We start from the raw sequence: 18405 nt of genomic DNA, 5'->3' as shown, positions 1-18405 counted from the left end.
GCTGCCACGTGCTGCGCGCATCGCCGCTGACGAACTCAACGCGATGATCATCTCCGGAGGGGTGAGGCCGCTCGGGCAGCCCGCGGACGAGGCCGCGCGCCAGGTCCAGCTGAGCTACCGAAACCTCGCGGCGCTCGCCGGAACTTCACCGACGAGGACTTCGTCACCGTCGTCGACTGCACCATCCCGGTTGGTGCACACCTGGACAGGCTGCTCGGCCACGGACTCGGTTTGGCGGTCACCGAAATGCGCGGCGAAAAGAATCCTGCGTCAGCTCGCGTAGTGACGCACCGTGGTTCGGATGGCTTCCGCGTGCTCGTAGATGCCGTCCATACCGTCGATCGGGTGCTTGGTCTCCACCTTGTTCTCGTCGAACACGCCGAGGTACTTCTGCTTCTTGCCGTTGAACCAGAGGCGCGCGATCGGCTTCCGGTTGTTGTCGTCCAGGAGGACCGCGAAGTACGACTTCTGGTCTCGATGAGCGATGCGATCCGGCTTGACCTCGCTGCAGGCGATCGCCTTGACGATCTGGTACCCCTCGAGCTCTTCGAGCGTCGTCTCGATCTCCGTGTCGCGATCGAGGTCATCCTCCGCCACCGCGGCACTCGTCATCGCAGCGGCCGGAGCCTCAGTCGGGACCGGCGCACTGTAGGAAGCACCGAGAGCGGTCTTCAAGCGGTCGTTCACCTGCTCGTTGAGGAACTGCTTCGATGCCTTCGACACGAGGGTGGTGAACTGCGTTCGCGCCTCCTGCGTGAAGCGTCCGTCGTACACGCGTGAGGTGAAGAGGCGGACGAAGTCCTCGTCGGGCTCTCGGAACTGACCGGCGATCGCCCGCTTGATCGCACCGACGTACTTCAGCTCCTCTGCCGCACTGATGACCGAGTCAAGATCGAACACGTCCTTCGTCAGCTTGCTCAACTCCGGGAGGAGGGTCTCGTCGATGTCCGCCAGGTCGAGGACGAGGAAAGGTCGGTCGTCCATCTTGTTCGGTGCGTCGAGGTCTGTGTAGAAGTTGTAGACCTCGCCGTTCGTGAGGACAGCGATGCGCGCGTTCGTGACGGAGAAGTAGCGGAAGAGCTGCGAGGCGTGCTCGATCTTCAACGGCTCAGTCGATTTCTTGCACTCGATGAGGATCTGGACCTCACCGTCCCGCATGATCGCGTAATCGACCTTCTCGCCGCGCTTCACACCGACGTCGGCCGTGAACTCGGGCACGACCTCGAGCGGGTTGAAGACGTCGTATCCGAGGATCGTCGAGATGAAGGGCATCACGAACGCGTTCTTCGTCGCTTCCTCGGTCTGGATGGCCTCTCGCTGGTTCTGCACCTTCGTCGCCAGCGCTGCGAGACGTTCTTCGAACTCCACTGTTCCTCCTCGATCAGCATCAGATTAGATGAGGATCTGTGCTGGAGTGGGAGCTACATCCCCCCTCTCCGAGGGACGAAGAGTCGCGGTGCTCGCGCACCTTCGGACAGCGGCAACGCAGCAGGCACGCCGACCAGGCAGGACCGACGTCTCTCCTCGACCCTTGGAACGCAGTGGTCGGCTCCACAGGCGCGGCACCCTCAGCCGGCTCCACCCAGTGAGCCGCACCGGGCGTCGCCCAGACGGTACCGTCCGCGCCGAACGCGAGCACGTCTTCGTCGCCGTCGGCGGTCAGGCGCCGCAGGTCGTCCTCGTCTCCGGCGACGACCGCCGTCGCGAGGACGTCCGCCGTCACGATGTCGTCGGCGACGACGGTGGCCTGGACGAAGACGGAAGCGCTCCGTCGCCAGATGTGCTCGCCGCGCTCGGCCGTCCCCGACGTCGCCACCGCACGCCGTCGCCCGGTGAGCCGGACCACGCCGACGACGAGGTCCCGCCGTGCGGGATCGACGACACCCACCGACCAGGGCGCGTCCGCGCGGTGGGTACCGCGGACGAGCACGTCGCCGCCGGCGCTGAGCATCCAGTCGTCTGACTCGGCGTCGAGGACCTCACCGGCGTCCCGGATCGCGAGCGCCTTGACGACACCGGACAGGTCGACGACCCCGTCCGGGCGGTGCGGGGTGAACGCACCACCGGTCCGGTCGCGCCACGAGAGCGCGAGGGCGTAGACGTCACGGACCACCTCGGGGGCGTCGGGGAGCCGGAGCGACCCCGCCGCGATGCGGCTCAGCACGGAAGCGGGGTCCCAGAGGCTGTAGCGGTGGTCGTACCCGGCGAACACGGCGCGGACCGCGGACGCGGCCGCCGGGCTGGCACCCCGGAGGCTGACGACCGTGCCCATGGTCTCGAACGTCAGGACGCTCACAGGCCGGCCTGGTCGATCGCGGACTGCAGCGACGTGGTGTAGCCCTCGCTCGTGAACGTCGCGCCGCTCACCGCCTGGATCTGTGCAGACTGGGCCTGCAGCGCCTCCTGTCGGAGGATCGGTGCGGCCTGCTGGCTGATCGCGACGGAGCGGCCGTCCCGGTCGGTGAGGTGCAGGGGGGTCACGGCCGTGATCCTGCCGCCCGACACCGTGATCTGCACCTGGACCTCGCCGTACTGGGTCTGTGCCGCCGCCCCCGTGAAGGTGCCGGAGGCGGTCGAGCCGGACGAGCCAGAGGACCCGGACGACCCGGACGACCCGGACGAACCCGAGCCCGAGCCCGACGTCGTGCCGCTGGACCCGGTGCCCGAGGTCCCGGAGCTGCCGGAGGTCGTCGTGCCCTGCGCGGGTGTCGTCACCGCTGGCTGTCCGCCGAGCTGCCACCCGATGACGAGCACCGCCACGGACGACACGACGCCGCCTGCGATCACCCGGGCCCTCACGACTCGAACCGTTCCTGGTGGATCTGGTGCTCCGGGACGCCGGCGAGCCGGGCCGCCCGGACCACCAGGTCGGACCACGCCCGTGGGCCGCAGACGTAGAGGTCGGACTCGAGCAACCGCGGGAACACCGACAGCAGGCTGACTCCGCGACGCAGGTCGTCCTCCGTCATCCAGCTGCCCTGCGACCGAGCTCGGTGACCGACCATCGCGTACAGGGCACTGCCGGTCGCCGCGGCGAGCTCAGCGGTCTCCTGCCAGAGGTACTGCTGGTCGGCGTCGGTCCCGCGCAGGAGCACGGTGGCCTCGCCGGGACGCAGGTCGGTGTCTTCCAGCAGCGCGCGGACCGGCGTGATCCCGATGCCCGATGCGACGAGCGCGAGGTACGGGGCGGTGCGCGCGCGGCTGGTGAACAGGCCGTACGGTCCCTCGAGCGAGACGGCGGTGCCCGGGCGGATGCGGCCGAGGCGCGCGGACCCCGCTCCGAGGTCGCGCACGGTGATCCGGGCGCGGTCCGGTCCGGGCACGGCCGAGAACGACACGGGGTGGGCGTGCCACCAGGTCCGCGCCGACCAGAACCGCCAGACCCCGTACTGGCCGCCGCGGGCTCCGAGCCGGTCGAGGTCGCGGCCCGCCAGGTGGATGGACACCACTCCGGGTGCGACCGGCTCGACCGCGGCGACGCGGATGCGGTGCCGCAGACTCACGACCACGGGCAGCACGAAGCGGTACACGACGACCAGGCCGAGTGCCACGACGTACGCGGCGATCCAGTACACGCGCTGCCAGGTCCCCTGCCCGAGGACACTGCCGACGCTGAGCATGTGCGGCAGCGCGACGAGCACCGCGGCGTAGCTGAGCAGGTGGACGACGTGCCACGCCTCGTACGGCAGTCGACGCCGGACGGCGACCAAGGACGACACCACGACGGCGACGAACAGCCCGAGGGCCAGGTACGCGAGCGGCATGTCCGGCGTGGAGAAGAGCGACACCGTCTCGGCGATCGGCCCCGTGCCCGAGGACGCGCCGTAGCCGAGCGTCAGCAGGACCCCGTGCGCCAGCAGCAGGTACAGCACGGGTTCGCCGAGCGACCGGTGCACCGCGATCGCGTTGTCCTGGCCGAACACACGGTCGATCAGCGGGACGCGCGCGGCGAGCACGAGCATCACGAGCACGAGGTCGGTCGCGACGAGCCCGGCGACGATCCCGGCGTCGGTGAGCACCCCGCCGATCCCTGAGACGGAGCGCGATCCCGGCGAGGCCAGCCACAGCGCGACGGCGAACGCGGCTGACGCCCAGGCGAGCACGCCGAGCAGGTCCGTGACCGCGGCACGGCGGCGGCCGGAACGACGTCGACGCCGGGCGGCGACCTCGAGCGGTTCCGCGGGCGGTGCCGCGAAGCGCCTCGGCGGTACGGCCGCCGCGCGCGGGGTGGGGCGAGCGGTGTCGATCATCGTCTCGGTCCTCTCCAGCAGGTGATCGGGTGACGTTCAGCATCGACACCGGTCCCATGAAGCAGCCCGGAACGAACGGTGTGCTTCGTTCGAGACCTCGAACGAAGACGGACCGGCGATGGACCTCAGCGCGCGGGGAGCCGCACGGTCGCGACGGCCCCGCCCTCCGGCGCGTTCGCGAGCGTGGCGTCGCCACCTGCGCGCGCGGCGATCCCTCGGACCAGTGCCAGGCCGAGGCCGCCACCACCCAGAACGGCCCGCCGGGCGCCGTCGGCTCGGGTGAAGCGGTCGAAGGCGCGGGGCAGGAAGTCCTCCGGCACCCCGGGTCCGTCGTCGCACACCACCAGGTCCAGCGCACGGTCCGCCCGCTGGGCGAGCTCGATGCGGACCTCGACCGCGGGAGCGCCGGCAGCGATCGCGTTCGCCACGAGGTTGTCGACGATCCGGCCGAACGCCGCCGGGGTGACCGCGTACCGCTCGTCGCCGTCGGGGACGTCGACGGTGAAGTCCACCCCGCCGGCACCACCGAGGGCCCGTGCACGATCGACGCTGCCCATCAGCTCCGTCACGAGCGCGGCCGCCGGGGTCGAGGGCGTGGGCTGGGTCTCGTCGAGCCGGCTGAGCTCGAGCATGGTCTCGGCGAGCGCGGTCAGGCGGGCGGCGTCGGACTCGGCCGCTGCCAGCTCCCGCTCGAGCGCGACGGCGTCACCGGACGACCGGTGCGCGAGCTCGAGCCGTGCCGTCAGTGCGGCGAGCGGCGTGCGCAGCTCGTGGCTGGCATCGGACACCATCCGTCGCTCGCGGACCGCGTTCTCGCGCTGCCGGTCGATGAACGCGTTGAGGGTCCGTGCGAGGTCTGCGAGCTCGTCCTCCGACGGCCCGACGGGCAGGTGCCCGGTCGCCTCCCCGCCGCTGAGCGCCTCGGCGGTCCGACGCATCCGGGTGACCGGCCGGAGTGCGACGGTCGAGAGCAACCAGGCGGCGAGTCCGGACGCGACCAGGGCGAGGAGGGTCCCGACGACGAGGGAGCGGTCGACCCGTTCGACCGTCTCGTGCCCGGCGCGTCCGTCGTGGGCCGCCCAGACGACGAACCTGCCGCCGTCGTTCTCGACCGGGGTCCCGACGACCGTCGCCTGCCGGCGTCCGTCGCCGAGCCGCAGGGTCGTGGTCGTCGCCGGCACGCTGTCCGGGAGGGACCGACGGAGGTCCTCCGGCAGCGTGTCGACGATCCACGCCCCGGACGAGGAGCGGATCCCGACGAGGACACCCTCGGCCGGCTGGTCCGGCGGCTCGTCGGGGTTGTTGCGGAGATCGGAGACGAACGGTGCGGCATCACCCGCGGCGAGGGACCGGTCGGTCTCCAGTGTCGCCTGACGAACCTCGACGTGAAGCACGAGGGCGATCAGCGTGAGCACGACCGCGCCCACGAACACGCTCCCGGTCGTGATGCGTGCACGGACGGACCGCCGTCGCAGCCACCTCACGGCACGGGCACGACGTCGAGCGCGTAGCCGACGCCCCGCACGGTGCGGATGGCGACGTCGGCGCCGGACGCCTGCAGCTTCCTGCGGACGTAGCTGACGTACTGGTCGACGATCGTGGGGTCGAAGTGCTCGGCGCTCCCCCACACCTCGCGCAGCACCTCGGCACGGGTGCGGGTCTCGGGCGTCCCCTGCGCCAGGAACCGCAGGAGCGAGAACTCCTTCACGCTGAGGGGCAGGTCGCGCCCGGCGACGGTCGCCCGGACGGTCACCGTGTCGAGCCGGACCGCGCCGACCTGCACGACGGTCACCGCTCCGGCGGAGCGGCGGCGGAGCTGCGCCCGGATCCGCGCGTTGAGCTCGGCGATCGCGAAGGGCTTCGTCAGGTAGTCGTCCGCACCGGCGTCGAGCCCGAAGACCCGGTCGTCGACGGCGTCTCGCGCGGTGACGAGGATGACCGGGAAGTCCTGGCCCGTCTCGCGCAGCCGGCGGCACACCTCGAACCCGGTCATCTCCGGCAGCATGACGTCGATCGCCGCCGCGTCGAACGACTGCGCGGCCGCCGCGACGAGCGCCGCGACGCCGTCCGTGACCACCGTCACCGTGTGGCCCTCGCCGACGAGCCCGCGCTCCACGAGTGCGCCCATCTCCGGGTCGTCCTCGACCACCAGGATCTCCGCCACGTGCACCTCCGTCCGACGATCATGCACGACGGACCTCGACGGCGAGTACCTGCCGTTGTGCACCGATCCGTCGGCCAGCACCGGCCGACGGCATCCACCCGGAGCTGACGGTGTCGGACGGTCGGCGATCAGCGGCCGTGGGGCAGCACCAGGCACGCTGTCCGTGGCAGCATCTGTGCATGCGACGCTGGCTGAGGCGCTCCTCCCCCGAACCCGAGCGGTACGACGTGCACCCGGCCGTCCCGGTCCTCGCCGACTGGGACGAGCACGGGATCATCGGCACGATCGGGTCCGGACCGTCCGCCGGTGCCACCGTGGTGGCGCACCCGTACTGGACCCCCACGGGTGCACTCGACATCTACGAGCTCGAACTCTGGGACGGCCCCGACGAGGTGCGTGACGCGACCGGCCGGCTCGTCATCAGCGACCTCGTCACCGACGATCGTGTCCCCGGCGAGGAGGGCGGACTGATCGATGCCCTGACCAGCGAGGTCGACGTCACCTGGTGGACCGACCGGGAGCGCATCGACGCGTTCTGGGCGGTGCACTGGGACCCGCCGAACGGACCGCAGCGCTGAGCCGGTCAGGAGCGCCCGCCGAGGGCACTCCGCCGGCCGCTCAGTCCGTCGGCACCTGACCTGCGCGGAGCATCGCCCGCTCCAGCAGCTCGAGGTCGATGCCGACGTGACGCCGCGCGAGCACGCCGGCGTCGACCGCACGGCCGTCACGGACGGCGTCGACGAGCCCCTCGTGCTCGCGGAGCGCGCGCTCCTCCATCTCGGCCATGCCCTCGGCGGTGCCCCAGAGGTGCGCGGGCGCCGCGATCGACACCTGCGACTCGAGGTCGGCGAGCGCCGCGGCCAGCACCGGGTTGCGCGCGGCGTCGATGATCGCGCGGTGCAGCACCGCGTCCGCCTGCTGCTTCTCGAGCCCGGACGCCGCGGCTCGGAAGTCCTCGAGCCGGGTGCGCAGCGTCGCGCGCTCGTCCTCGGTGATCCGCTCCGCCGCCGCGGTCGCGAGTGCGCCGTGCAGCAGGGCGATCGCGTCGGTGGTGTCGCGGATGCCGGCCCAGCGCGCGAGGAGCGTCCGGCCGACGGCGTCGGAGGACGAGTCCGGCCACTGCGAGCGCACGAAGGTCCCGCCGCCACGACCCCGACGGGTCTCGAGCAGCCCGCGGTCGACCAGTCGTGCGAGGGCTGCGCGCACCGTGACGCGTCCGACCCCGAGGAGCACGGCGAGCTCCCGCTCGGGCGGCAGCCGCGACGCGGGCAGGTACTCGCCCACGGCAACGGCCGTGACGAGCCGGTCCTCGACCTCGTCGACCCGGGTCTCCGTCGCGCGATCTGGCACTCCGCCCCCTCCTTGCGTTTCGTCCACGTTAAAGGACGAGAAAAGGTCTTGCAGGGGACCTTTGCTCGGTCCATGCTGTGCGTCATGTCCCGCATCACCGAAGGCACGATGCCGTTCCAGGACGGCGAGACCTGGTACCGCATCACCGAACCCGTTGCCCCGACCCCCGGCGCGCTCCCCCTCGTGGTCCTGCACGGCGGCCCGGGCATGGCGCACGACTACCTCCGGAACCTCGCGGCCCTCGCCGACGAGACCGGTCGCACCGTCGTGCACCACGACCAGTTCGGCTGCGGCCGCAGCTCCCACCGACCGGACGCCCCGGCGGAGTACTGGACCCCGCAGCTCTTCGTCGACGAGTACGCCGCCCTCGTGGCTCACCTCGGTCTCGGCGACCACCACGTCCTCGGCCAGTCGTGGGGCGGCATGCTCGGCTCCGAGATCGCCGTCGCTCAGCCGGAGCACCTGCGGTCGCTCGCGATCTGCAACTCCCCCGCGTCGATGCAGCTCTGGGTCGACGGCGCCGCCGAACTCCGCGCGCAGCTCCCCGACGACGTGCAGGACGCCCTGACGCGGCACGAGCAGGCCGGCACGGTCGACGACCCCGAGTACCTCGCCGCCACGCAGGTCTTCTACGAGCGCCACGTGTGCCGCGTCGTCCCGATGCCACAGGACTTCGTCGACTCCGAGACCCAGATGGAGCAGGAGCCGACCGTGTACCACACGATGAACGGGCCGAACGAGTTCCACGTCATCGGCACGATGCGCGACTGGACCGTGATCGACCGGCTCGACCGCGTGACGGTCCCGACCCTCGTCGTCGCCGGTGAGCACGACGAGGCGACGCCCGCCACCTGGCAGCCCTTCGTCGAGCGCATCGCCGACGTCCGCCAGCACGTCTTCCCCGGGGCGAGCCACTGCTCGCACCTGGAGCAGCCCGAGGAGTTCCGCCGCGTGGTCGCGGCGTTCCTCGCCGACCACGACGACGCCGCTCCGGGCGACCAGCCCGCCGACTGACCCCCCGGACCGGCCGACAGCCGGTCGCACCGGCCCACCAGGCCGACCACCCGTCGAACGGGAGGCGCGCACCCACCCCGCCACGCTCCTCCCGGCCGACACCCCACCGGACCCGACGAGCGCGCCCACCCCGCCACGCGCCTCCCGGCCGTCGCTCCCCTCTTTCCCACGCACCGTCTCTCCGAACGGAACCGACATGTCGCAGCAGCACAGCGAGCTCTCCGCGCAGCAGCAGCTCGAGGCCTACGGCTACAAGCAGGAGCTCAAGCGCTCCGTGTCCACCACCGACCTGCTCGTCTACGGGCTCGTCTTCATGGTGCCGATCGCCCCGTGGGCGATCTTCGGCACCGTCTACAACGCGTCGAGCGGCATGGTGCCGCTCGTCTACCTGGTCGGCCTCGTCGCGATGATCTTCACCGCGCTCGCGTACGCGCAGATGGCGAAGTCGATCCCCCTCGCCGGTAGTGTGTTCTCGTACGTCGGCCGCGGCATCCACCCGACCGCCGGCTTCTTCGCGGGCTGGGCGATCCTGCTCGACTACCTGCTCGTCCCGACGCTGCTCTACGTGTTCGCGGCCGAGAGCATGGTCGGCATCTTCCTCGGCACGCCCCGCTGGCTGTGGGCGCTCGTCTTCGTCGCGATCAACACGGTCATCAACCTGCTCGGCGTCTCGTCCCTGAAGCTCGCGAACCGGGTCTTCCTGCTCATCGAGCTGGTGTTCGTGGCGATCTTCGTCGTCATCGCGATCGTCGCGCTGACCGGCGGGACCGTGCCCGGCGCGTCGTTCAGCACCGACCAGGTGTGGGACCCGTCGAAGGTGTCCGCCCCGCTCATCGCCTCGGCGCTGTCGATCGCCGTGCTGAGCTTCCTCGGGTTCGACGGCATCTCCACCCTGTCCGAGGAGTCGACGGGCCGCCGCGGCGGTGCCGGTACGGCGATGGTCCTCGCACTCGTCATCGTCGCGTTCCTGTTCGTGCTGCAGACCTGGCTCGCGTCGGCGCTGGCCGCCGGGCGCGACGCGTTCCCGGACGACGAGGTCGGCAACGCCTTCTTCTCGATCGTCCAGCAGGCGTCGTCGAGCGGCTGGGCGACGGCGTTCTTCGCCGTCAACGTCCTCGCCGTCGGCATCGCGAACGCCATGGCCGCGCAGGCGGCGACGAGCCGTCTGCTCTTCTCGATGAGCCGCGACCGGCAGCTGCCGGCGTTCCTGCACAAGCTCAACGGTCGGCAGGTCCCGCAGAACGCGATCATCGTCGTCTCGGTGCTCTCGGCGATCCTCGTGCTGTTCTTCGTCGGCCAGATCGACACGATCTCCTCGCTCGTGAACTTCGGCGCCCTGTTCGGCTTCATGCTGCTGCACGTGTCGGTGTTCGTGCACCACGTGGTCAAGGGGAAGTCCCGCAACTGGCTGCTGCACCTGGTCGTGCCGCTCGTCGGCTTCCTGATCATCGGCTACGTGCTGCTCAACGCCGCCGTCGAGGCGAAGGTCGGCGGGATCATCTGGCTCGTCGTCGGCGCCGCGGTGTTCCTCTACTACCGCCGGACCGGCCGCTCGACCGAGGTCGGGTCGGAAGAACCGAGCACACTGGGCGAGGGGTCCGTCGGCCCCGCCACCACCACCGCGGAGGACCGCCGATGACCACCCCCGACCACTTCATGCCGAACACCCTCGGCCGCCCGGGGTTCTCCGCCGACCGGGACCCCGTGCTCCGCATCACCCCGGGCACCGGTGAGACGATCGGCTTCGAGACCACCGACGCCGTCTACGCCGAGCTCGACGAGCACCACGACCTCGCGCAGCTGCAGGCACCGATCAACCCCGTGACCGGACCGGTCTGGATCGAGGGCGCCGAACCCGGCGACACCCTGGCGGTGCACATCCACGACATCGAGCTGACGACCCACGGCTGGTCGGTGTCGCTGCCCGGGTCCGGGGCGCTCCAGCACGTGATGCCCGAGGGAGTGTTCGCCCGCCGCTGCCCGATCGAGGACGGCGTGGTGCACGTCACCGACCGGCACGCGTTCCCGGTCCGGCCGATGATCGGCTGCATCGGCGTCGCACCGGCCGAGGGCACGAACTCGACGATCATGCCCGCGACCGCGGAGGGCGGGAACATGGACGTCACCGAGGCCCGGCCCGGCTCGACCGTGTACCTGCCCGTGCGGGTCCCCGGTGCCCTGCTGTCGATCGGGGACGTCCACGCGATCATGGCCGAGGGCGAGTCGTCGTTCGTCGCCATCGAGGCGCAGGGCACCGCGATCGTGTCCGTCGACCTGGTGCGGGGCGGCCGACCGCTCCGTGCGCCGCGCATCGAGACCGACGACGAGTGGCTCTTCGTCGGGCTCGGCGACCCCGTGCAGGAGAGCGTGCGGCGCGGGTACGAGGACGCGTTCGCCTTCCTCGTCGAGGATCACGGCTTCACCGCCGAGGACGCCTACGCCGTGCTCAGTGCGGTGGGCGACTCGAAGCTCGGTGGCCCCACCGGGTCCGGAGACCCGGACCCACTGCACCCGTTCGCGGCGGTCGGCGCGGTGACGCTGCACCGGGTGCCGAAGGCGGTTCTGTAGCGGCCGCCGGACGGGAGGCGCGTGGCGGGGCCGCCGCGTGCCTCCCGTCCGGTGGGCGTGGGACAGGTGTCGCGTGGTCGGCACCGCGGTCCGCTAGCGTCGGGAGCATGACGACGACGTACGGCACGACGGAACCGGACAGCAGGGGGCGGACCGGTCTCGACCGGGTCGGGCGGGACCTCGACCGGAACCCGGACGTCGTCGTGCGGGACGTCCAGGTGACCTCTGACGGGTGGCACGTGCTGCGACGGACGACGTTCGACGTCCGCGGGTCCGACGGCACCTGGACGACGCAGCAGCGGGAGACCTACGACCGCGGCAACGGCGCTGCCGTGCTCCCGGTCGACCGAGCCCGCGGCACCGTGCTGCTCACACGGCAGTTCCGCTTCCCCGCGTACGTCAACGACCACCCGGACGGCATGCTCGTCGAGGTCGCGGCGGGGCTGCTCAACGAGGACGACCCGGAGACCGCGATCCGGCGCGAGGCACTGGAGGAGCTCGGGGTGCGGCTGGACGACCTGCGGCACGTGACCGCCGCGTACATGAGCCCCGGGTCGGTGACCGAGCGGGTGCACTGCTACGTGGCCGAGTACTCCCCCGCTGACCGCGTCGAGGTGGGTGGGGGTCTCGCCGGCGAGGGCGAGGACATCGAGGTGCTCGAACTCCCGGCCACCGAGGCGCTCGCGATGATCGACGACGGGCGGATCGTCGACGGCAAGACGATCCTGCTGCTGCAGTGGGCAGCGCTGCACGGCCTCGTGGCCGGGCAGCACGATCAGTCGTAGCCGAGGACCACCGACGGGTCGTCGGCGTCCGGGTCGGGACCGGGCGCCGGTGCCGCGGGTGCCGCGCGTGCGAGCGGTCCGCTCACCGGTGCGACCGACGGCGCGGCGCGATCTCGTGCGACCGCGACCGAGCGGCGGGACGGACCACCGGCTCGGGCATCGACCGCCACACCTGCCCCCAGACCTGCTCGTACTCGACACGGGACACCTGCCCGCGTCGGACGGCGTCCTCGACCAGGCAGAGCAGGTCGAGCGAGGCCTCGAGGAGCCGGACGTCGCCGTGCACCTCCGGCTCACCGTTGCCGTGGAACACCGTGACCGTCAGCGTCCTGACCCCGGGACGCATCCGCCGGGTCGCCCGGACGAGCAGGACGAAGCCGGCGGCGTAGACCAGGACCGCGACGACGACCCCGAGCGCGGGCACGCGGTGCAGTGCCACGACGAGGGCGACCGCCACGAGAGCGCCGGCAGCCCCCCAGACCTGGAGCGCCCGGAGCAGCAGGAGTTCGCCGACGGTGGTCCCCGGAGCGTGCACCTCGAGCGTCCGCCCGCTCCACAGCGCCCGGGTGACGGGCTGCACGGAGCACCGTCCCCAGGGGTGCCAGCCGGTGCGGCGGAGGGGGTAGGGGTGTCGGTCTCGGTACGTGTCCACGTCGTCCACACTGGGACCGACTCGGCGGGGGTGGAACGGTCCTGACGGCGTCCTGACGGTGGAGCGCACATCCCGTGCGCCGTCCTGACGATGCTGTGGAGACCGTCGCGCGATGCCCGTCACGCGGTGGCCGTCGCCCGTCTCCCGCTAGCGTGGCCGGATGGACGACCACACCCTCGCCGCCGCCCTCGTGACCGACGCCGCTCGGCTCGCAGCAGCAATGCGACGGGACGGGACCGACGCGGAGCGGAAGACCTCGGCCGCCGACCTCGTCACCGCCGCGGACCGCGCGGCCGAGGACCTCGTCCGCCGGCTGCTGCTCGAGCACCGTCCGGACGACGGGATGCTCGGCGAGGAGGGGGCCCGCGCCGAGGGCACCGACGGACGCCGCTGGACCGTCGACCCGATCGACGGGACCTGGAACTACGTCGCCGGACTGCCCGCGTGGTGCAGTGCCGTGTCGCTCGAGGTCGACGGCGTGCTCCGGGTCGGTGCCGTGCGCCGACCGACCGTCGACGAGACCTGGGTGGCGTCCGACGGCACGACCACCCGCAACGGCGAGCACGTGTCGCCGATGCCGGACGTGGCACTCGGCGCGACGAGCGTGGCGACGTTCCTGAACAGCTCCCACCTGCGCGCTGCCGAGGCGGGTCCGATGGCCGGGCTCCTGGCCTCGGCGGCGACGGTCCGGATCAGCGGGTCGGGGTCGTGCGACATGGTGGACGTCGCCGCCGGGCGGATCGGGCTCTGGGTGCAGACGGACTGCGCCGACTGGGACTGGCTCCCCGGGCGAGCGCTCGTCGAGGGGGCCGGGGGCGTCGCCACCGTCGTCCGGGCGCACGGGCAGGACTGGCACCTCGCTGGCGCGCCGACCGCGGTGCGCCAGGCGGCCGAGCTGCTCGGAAGCTGACCCACCCGGTGGAGCGCGGCGGCGACCGTGCCCCGTGTGGAGGGGCGGCACTGCCCGAAGCCGCCCCTCCACACCGTCCGGTGCACCTCGTCGTGCACCGGACCCGTCCTCGGCGGTACCCCCACCGAGACGTCCTGCCGTCAGGCGGTGGCCTGCAGGCGGTCCTGGTCGTCGACGGCGATCTCCACGGTGCCCGACGCCGTGGGGCGTCCCAGCGCGCGGAGCTCCCAGCCCGCCGCTCGGTAGGCGTCCGCGTCGAGCGCGTGCCGGCCGTCGACGATGCGTCGGTGGTGCACGAGGGCGCCGAGGTCGTGGGGGTCCACCGTTCGGAACTGCTCCCACTCGGTCAGGAGGACGACCACGTCCGCGTCGATGACGGCCGCGGTCAGCGACTCGGCGTACCGCAGGGTCGGGTACGTGCGTGCGGCGTTCGCCATCGCCTCGGGGTCGTACACGGTGACGACGGCACCCGCCTCGTCCAGCATCCGCGCGACGTCGAGGGCCGGCGCGTCGCGGATGTCGTCGGAGTTCGGCTTGAACGCCGCTCCGAGCGCCGCGATCCGCTTGCCCGCCACCGATCCACCGGCCATATCCGTGACCAGGTCGACGGTCCGCTGCCGGCGCCGCAGGTTGATCGCGTCCACCTCGTCGAGGAACCGGACCGCCTGGCCGACGCCGAGCTCCTGCGCCCGGGCGGAGAACGCCCGGATGTCCTTCGGCAGGCACCCGCCGCCGAAGCCGAGACCCGGCTTGAGGAACCGGCCGCCGATGCGGGTGTCGTGGGACAGGGCGCTCGCCAGGACGCTGACGTCCGCCCCGGCCGCCTCGCAGACCTCGGCCATCGCGTTGATGAAGGAGATCTTCGTCGCGAGGAACGAGTTGGCGGCGACCTTGACGAGCTCCGCCGTGGGCAGGTCGGCCACGACGAGCGGGGTCCCCTCGTCGAGGATCGGTCGGAACGCCGCCCGCAGCTGCGCCTCCGCCCACGCCGACCGCACGCCGAACACCAGCCGGTCGGGGTGCAGCGTGTCCTGCACCGCGTAGCCCTCGCGGAGGAACTCCGGATTCCATGCGACCTCGACGTCGGCGCCGGCCGGCGCGACCTCCGCGACGAGCGCGGCGAGTCGCTCGGCGGTCCCGACGGGCACGGTCGACTTCCCCACGACGAGCGCACGCCGGTCGATGTGCGACGCGAGCTCGCGGAAGGCCGAGTCGACGTAGGTGAGGTCGGCGGCGTGCGACCCCCGCTGCTGGGGCGTCCCCACGCAGACGAAGTGCACGTCGCCGAACTCGGCGGCCTCGCGCAGCGACGAGGTGAACCGGAGCCGACCGGAGGCGAGGGCCTCGGCGAGCTGCTCGGGCAGGCCGGGTTCGTGGAAGGGGACCCGGCCGGCCACCAGGGCCTCGACCTTGGCGGGGTCGACGTCGACGCCGAGGACCTCGTAGCCGAGGACGGCCATCGAGACGGCGTGGGTGGCGCCGAGGTACCCGGTGCCGATGACGGTCAGGCGGGGGCGGTCGACGACGGGTGGCATCCCGGTGGCCGGGATCGGGGTGACGGAAGCAGACATGGGAAGGCTCGCTCTCGGGTCGCGAAGGGATGGGTGTGGACGGTGCGGACGGACCGCGGGGACCGTCGTGCGTCAGTCGGTGCAGCTCGTGGTGCTGAACTCGTTCGAGCCGACCACGGTGTTGTCGCAGGAGACGGTGTTGCCCTCGACGGGGCGGAAGGCGAACGCGACGCCGTCGGTGTTGCCGAGGTCGACGCGGTTGTCGGTGAAGGTGTTGTCGGTGCCCCAGCCGGAGAGCAGCTCGTGGGTCTGGAACCCGTCGAGCGGCGATCGGACGCCCCGGTTGCCGGTGATCGTCCAGCCGTTGCCCTTCACGTCGACCCAGGAGTCGGCGTGGTTCTCGCCCTGCATGCCGACACCGTCGAAGGAGTTGTCCGACAGCGTGCCACCGGTGGTGCCCTCCTTGATGTCGACGTTCTCGGCGGCGGTGTCGGAGATCGTGTTCCCGGTGACGACGTTGCGGTCGCTCCGGTCCTCCTGGCAGTCCGAGACCTTGCACCAGTTGCTCTTCGAGGACCCGACGTAGATGCCCTCGCCGAACTGCGGCTTCCGGAGCCCGGTCTTCGTGACGGAGCTGCCGCTCACCGTGTTGTCGCTGCTGCCGGCGCGGAGGTGGATGCCCTCGTCGCCGATGTCCTGCACGGTGATGCCGTCGACGGTCGTGTGCTGGACGTCGTCGAACATGACGCCCTTCTGCCCGTTCTGCACCGTGAACCCGGCGAGCCGCCAGTGCGACGCCCCGTCGAGGTGCAGGACGTAGCCCTTGTCGGTGCTGCCTCCGTCGAGGACGGCGCCGGTCGGGCCGCACAGGGTGATCGGCTGCGCGGAGGTCCCCGCGGCGCTGCCGGTGAAGTTGCCCGTGTACGTTCCCGGTGCCATCGCGATGACCTGGCCGGCGGTCGCCTTCGACAGCGCCGCCTCGAGCGCCTTCGCGGTCGAGACCGTCGTCGTCGCATCGGCCGAGCAGGACAGGTCCGCCCGCTCGGCGTCGGGCGCCGTGGTCGGAGCCGTCGACGGTGCCGACCGGGTGGGTGACGGTGCCGGAGCGGTGGTCCGCTCCGACGGGCGGGGTGTGTCGGCAGCCCGGGGCGCACCGGGCGTGCTCGCCGCGACCCAGACCCCGCCGACCACGACCGCGCCGACGACCAGACCGACGGCACCCACGACCAGGTGGGACCGGAACCTCCGCAGGGGTGTCGTCATCGGTCAGCTCGCCGTCTGCGGCGTCGCGCCGCCCGGGTCGGCGGCGTGCGAACCGCGGGCCGTCGGCGCGGGGGGCAGACCGAGCGACACCGGGTCGACCGCGCCGCGGGTGAAGCTCGACAACGGCGCGAGCTTGGCGTACGGGTGCTCGCGTCGACCGGCCGAACGGCGCCGACGGATCCCGCCGATCGCCGCGATGAGCACGACGAGCAGGAGCACGGTCCAGAGCACGGTCAGCGGCTGGAAGATCGCGCGCAGGGTCACCAGGAAGGGCTTGGTCGAGTGCCACTCCACCGTCGTGTTGCCCTGCTGTGCGGCCCCGTCGGACCGGGCCAGGTCGATGGCGCTCGGCCCCGACCCGCGGACGGAGTTGTCCTCGATCTGCGTGCCGTCGACCGCGCCGACCGTCGTGACGCCGTGCATCCGCGCGTCGGTCACGGTGTTGTCCGTCACGGACGACTCGGTCGCGCCGCGCAGGTACACGCCGATGTCGGCGCCGCTGATCGAGTTCTCGGAGACCTCGGTCGCGCTCGGACCGTCGACCACGGCGATGCCGTTCTGCGTCGAGTCCTTGACCACGTTGTTCCGGATGACCACGTCGTCGGCGTCGTGCCGCACGACGATGCCCATCTGGTTGCCGGTGGCGGTCGATCCGCTGATCCGGACGTTCTTCCCGCCGATCACCTCGACGCCGTAGCGGCCGTTGTCGGCGCTCGTGCTGTCGGTGAGGGCGTTGTTGCCGTACGTGGTGGTCGGCATGCCGGCGGAGTTCGGGCCGTCGGCGAGGCCGCTGCCGTTCAGGGTGATGCCGTTCCGCCCGTTGTCCGTGGCCTTCACCTGGCTGAACACGATGCCCGTGGACGCACGGGTCATCTTCACGCCGTCCATGGCGTTGTCGGTGGACTGCACCGACGTGAAGGTCGAGTTCGTCACGTAGCGGTGCAGCACCAGGCCGTCGATCAGGGAGTGCTCGACGGTGGCGTTCGACATCGTCACGCCGTCCGCACTCGTCAGGAACAGCCCGTAGGCGTTGCCGTCGAACGTGACGTGCTGGACGAGCGCCGAGACGTAGCTGTAGGCGCCGGCACTGGCCGAGCTGCCGCCGGTGCTCGGCAGCGCCCCGGTCGGCAGGATCGCGTTGCCGAAGACGTCCTGCGTGGTCCGCTTCGTCTTGCCCTGCTGGTCGCCGGACGCCTGGTCGAGCGTGGTGAGGTCGGTGCCGGTCAGCGAGACGCCCCCGGTCGTGCCGCTCCAGAACCCGAGGTGCGAGAAGGACGCGTACTTCAGCGTCGCGGTGCCGCCCTGGACCCGGACGTACGCTCGCCCGTCGGACGTCTGCGTGTCGACGGCACCGGCCTGCGGGTCCCACGCGTCGATCGCGACCGGGGACTTCGCCGACCCGACGACCTGCAGGCCACCGGCCTGCGTCACGATCGAGACGAAGCCGTCGTGGTTGCTCTTCAGGTGGATGCGGAGGCCGTCCGGGCTCGCGAGCCGCAGGGTCGCGCCGTTCTCGACGACGATGTTCTCGCTGAGGAGCCACGAGCCGTCCGGCTGCTTCACGAAGGTGGACGGCGCGAGCTCCGTGAGGTCGTCGATCGTGTACGGGGCGCCACGCGCCACCAGCACCAGCGTGTACGACGACCCGGTCGCGAGCCGGTACGGCTGGGAGACCGCGAGCCCGCTCCAGCGAGCCGCCGATGCGAGTGCCCGCACGTTGTAGATCCGGTCGTTCTCCGCGGAGACGAGCCGCGCCTCCTTGTCCGGGTCCCCCTCGTAGGGACGCCCGACCGGGGTGGCCCCGCCGGGCGCCGTGGCCGTCGAGCCGGAACCACCGGTCGCCGCACTCGCCGCGGGCGCAGCGGCCACGCCTGTCAGGACGAGTCCCCCGCCGATCGCCAGCGCGGTCGCACCACGCAGGATCGTGGCGCTCACGCC

General features: G+C 71.8%; 17 protein-coding genes. 6 read left to right on the top strand and 11 right to left on the bottom strand.

Features of this window, described 5'->3' with window-relative positions:
- Positions 1–270 precede the first annotated feature (270 nt).
- The 6 genes from C1N91_RS07525 to C1N91_RS07500 form a co-directional block, all read right to left on the bottom strand.
- On the bottom strand, positions 271–1368 hold the full coding sequence (locus tag C1N91_RS07525; RefSeq protein ID WP_137767231.1) for a type I restriction endonuclease: 1098 nt from the start codon (positions 1366–1368) through the stop codon (positions 271–273).
- Positions 1369–1387: 19 nt separating this feature from the next.
- Positions 1388–2296 carry an FAD:protein FMN transferase gene (locus tag C1N91_RS07520; protein ID WP_254678388.1) on the bottom strand — a complete coding sequence of 303 codons (909 nt, stop codon included), beginning with the start codon at positions 2294–2296 and terminating at the stop codon, positions 1388–1390.
- Complete coding sequence (locus C1N91_RS07515; RefSeq protein WP_137767230.1) at positions 2293–2799, bottom strand: FMN-binding protein; 507 nt, start codon at positions 2797–2799, stop codon at positions 2293–2295. Before C1N91_RS07515 ends, C1N91_RS07520 begins: the two co-directional genes overlap by 4 nt.
- Positions 2796–4250, bottom strand: coding sequence for a ferredoxin reductase family protein (locus tag C1N91_RS07510; RefSeq protein ID WP_137767229.1), 1455 nt, complete (start codon positions 4248–4250; stop codon positions 2796–2798). Before C1N91_RS07510 ends, C1N91_RS07515 begins: the two co-directional genes overlap by 4 nt.
- Positions 4251–4375: 125 nt before the next feature.
- Positions 4376–5683, bottom strand: coding sequence for an ATP-binding protein (locus C1N91_RS07505; protein ID WP_175415956.1), 1308 nt, complete (start codon positions 5681–5683; stop codon positions 4376–4378).
- Positions 5684–5730: 47 nt separating this feature from the next.
- The gene (locus C1N91_RS07500; RefSeq protein WP_137767227.1) at positions 5731–6414 is read right to left on the bottom strand and encodes a response regulator transcription factor; all 684 of its coding nucleotides are present in this window, start codon (positions 6412–6414) and stop codon (positions 5731–5733) included.
- A 179-nt stretch (positions 6415–6593) separates the two neighbouring features.
- Here C1N91_RS07500 and C1N91_RS07495 point away from each other — a divergent pair, with 179 nt between their 5' ends.
- Entirely contained in the window at positions 6594–6992 is a 399-nt protein-coding gene (locus C1N91_RS07495) for a hypothetical protein (protein WP_137767226.1), read from the top strand.
- 40 nt (positions 6993–7032) lie between these two features.
- Here the strand turns inward: C1N91_RS07495 and C1N91_RS07490 are convergent, their stop codons facing one another.
- Positions 7033–7764, bottom strand: coding sequence for a FadR/GntR family transcriptional regulator (locus tag C1N91_RS07490; protein WP_137767225.1), 732 nt, complete (start codon positions 7762–7764; stop codon positions 7033–7035).
- An 84-nt stretch (positions 7765–7848) separates the two neighbouring features.
- Here C1N91_RS07490 and C1N91_RS07485 point away from each other — a divergent pair, with 84 nt between their 5' ends.
- From C1N91_RS07485 to C1N91_RS07470, 4 genes are all read left to right on the top strand, one after another.
- On the top strand, positions 7849–8778 hold the full coding sequence (locus tag C1N91_RS07485; protein WP_254678387.1) for a proline iminopeptidase-family hydrolase: 930 nt from the start codon (positions 7849–7851) through the stop codon (positions 8776–8778).
- Positions 8779–8974: 196 nt separating this feature from the next.
- Positions 8975–10417 (top strand): APC family permease, encoded by a 1443-nt coding sequence (locus C1N91_RS07480; protein WP_137767223.1) that lies wholly within the window; start codon positions 8975–8977, stop codon positions 10415–10417.
- Positions 10414–11346 (top strand): acetamidase/formamidase family protein, encoded by a 933-nt coding sequence (locus tag C1N91_RS07475; RefSeq protein ID WP_137767222.1) that lies wholly within the window; start codon positions 10414–10416, stop codon positions 11344–11346. Before C1N91_RS07480 ends, C1N91_RS07475 begins: the two co-directional genes overlap by 4 nt.
- 107 nt (positions 11347–11453) lie before the next feature.
- Complete coding sequence (locus C1N91_RS07470) at positions 11454–12131, top strand: NUDIX domain-containing protein (protein WP_137767221.1); 678 nt, start codon at positions 11454–11456, stop codon at positions 12129–12131.
- A gap of 82 nt (positions 12132–12213) precedes the next feature.
- Here the strand turns inward: C1N91_RS07470 and C1N91_RS07465 are convergent, their stop codons facing one another.
- Entirely contained in the window at positions 12214–12783 is a 570-nt protein-coding gene (locus tag C1N91_RS07465) for a DUF6611 family protein (RefSeq protein ID WP_368074219.1), read from the bottom strand.
- A gap of 160 nt (positions 12784–12943) precedes the next feature.
- Here C1N91_RS07465 and C1N91_RS07460 point away from each other — a divergent pair, with 160 nt between their 5' ends.
- The gene (locus tag C1N91_RS07460) at positions 12944–13693 is read left to right on the top strand and encodes an inositol monophosphatase family protein (RefSeq protein WP_137767219.1); all 750 of its coding nucleotides are present in this window, start codon (positions 12944–12946) and stop codon (positions 13691–13693) included.
- Positions 13694–13833: 140 nt separating this feature from the next.
- On the opposite strand, the gene C1N91_RS07455 is transcribed toward C1N91_RS07460, so the two are convergent.
- The 3 genes from C1N91_RS07455 to C1N91_RS07445 all read right to left on the bottom strand — a co-directional run bounded on the left by C1N91_RS07455 (position 13834) and on the right by C1N91_RS07445 (position 18402).
- On the bottom strand, positions 13834–15264 hold the full coding sequence (locus C1N91_RS07455) for a UDP-glucose dehydrogenase family protein (RefSeq protein WP_175415955.1): 1431 nt from the start codon (positions 15262–15264) through the stop codon (positions 13834–13836).
- A gap of 72 nt (positions 15265–15336) precedes the next feature.
- Positions 15337–16467 (bottom strand): right-handed parallel beta-helix repeat-containing protein, encoded by a 1131-nt coding sequence (locus C1N91_RS07450; protein ID WP_137767218.1) that lies wholly within the window; start codon positions 16465–16467, stop codon positions 15337–15339.
- 3 nt (positions 16468–16470) lie between these two features.
- Positions 16471–18402: a right-handed parallel beta-helix repeat-containing protein gene (locus C1N91_RS07445; RefSeq protein ID WP_137767217.1), complete on the bottom strand. Its 1932-nt coding sequence runs from the start codon at positions 18400–18402 to the stop codon at positions 16471–16473.
- Positions 18403–18405 lie beyond the last annotated feature (3 nt).

Origin of the sequence: Curtobacterium sp. SGAir0471, from assembly GCF_005490985.1 — a bacterium.
Taxonomy (GTDB): domain Bacteria; phylum Actinomycetota; class Actinomycetes; order Actinomycetales; family Microbacteriaceae; genus Curtobacterium.
The sequence above is the reverse complement of the archived record's forward strand: the minus strand, read 5'-3'. Positions and strand labels throughout refer to the sequence as shown.

What these genes read in the sequence shown, in the direction of transcription:
- C1N91_RS07480 (WP_137767223.1), top strand. Translation starts at nt 8,975, where the DNA reads ATGTCGCAGCAGCACAGCGAGCTCTCCGCGCAGCAGCAGCTCGAGGCC.
- C1N91_RS07485 (WP_254678387.1), top strand. Translation starts at nt 7,849, where the DNA reads ATGTCCCGCATCACCGAAGGCACGATGCCGTTCCAGGACGGCGAGACC.
- C1N91_RS07470 (WP_137767221.1), top strand. Translation starts at nt 11,454, where the DNA reads ATGACGACGACGTACGGCACGACGGAACCGGACAGCAGGGGGCGGACC.
- C1N91_RS07450 (WP_137767218.1), bottom strand. Translation starts at nt 16,467, where the DNA reads ATGACGACACCCCTGCGGAGGTTCCGGTCCCACCTGGTCGTGGGTGCC.
- C1N91_RS07455 (WP_175415955.1), bottom strand. Translation starts at nt 15,264, where the DNA reads ATGTCTGCTTCCGTCACCCCGATCCCGGCCACCGGGATGCCACCCGTC.
- C1N91_RS07460 (WP_137767219.1), top strand. Translation starts at nt 12,944, where the DNA reads ATGGACGACCACACCCTCGCCGCCGCCCTCGTGACCGACGCCGCTCGG.
- C1N91_RS07495 (WP_137767226.1), top strand. Translation starts at nt 6,594, where the DNA reads ATGCGACGCTGGCTGAGGCGCTCCTCCCCCGAACCCGAGCGGTACGAC.
- C1N91_RS07475 (WP_137767222.1), top strand. Translation starts at nt 10,414, where the DNA reads ATGACCACCCCCGACCACTTCATGCCGAACACCCTCGGCCGCCCGGGG.
- C1N91_RS07510 (WP_137767229.1), bottom strand. Translation starts at nt 4,250, where the DNA reads ATGATCGACACCGCTCGCCCCACCCCGCGCGCGGCGGCCGTACCGCCG.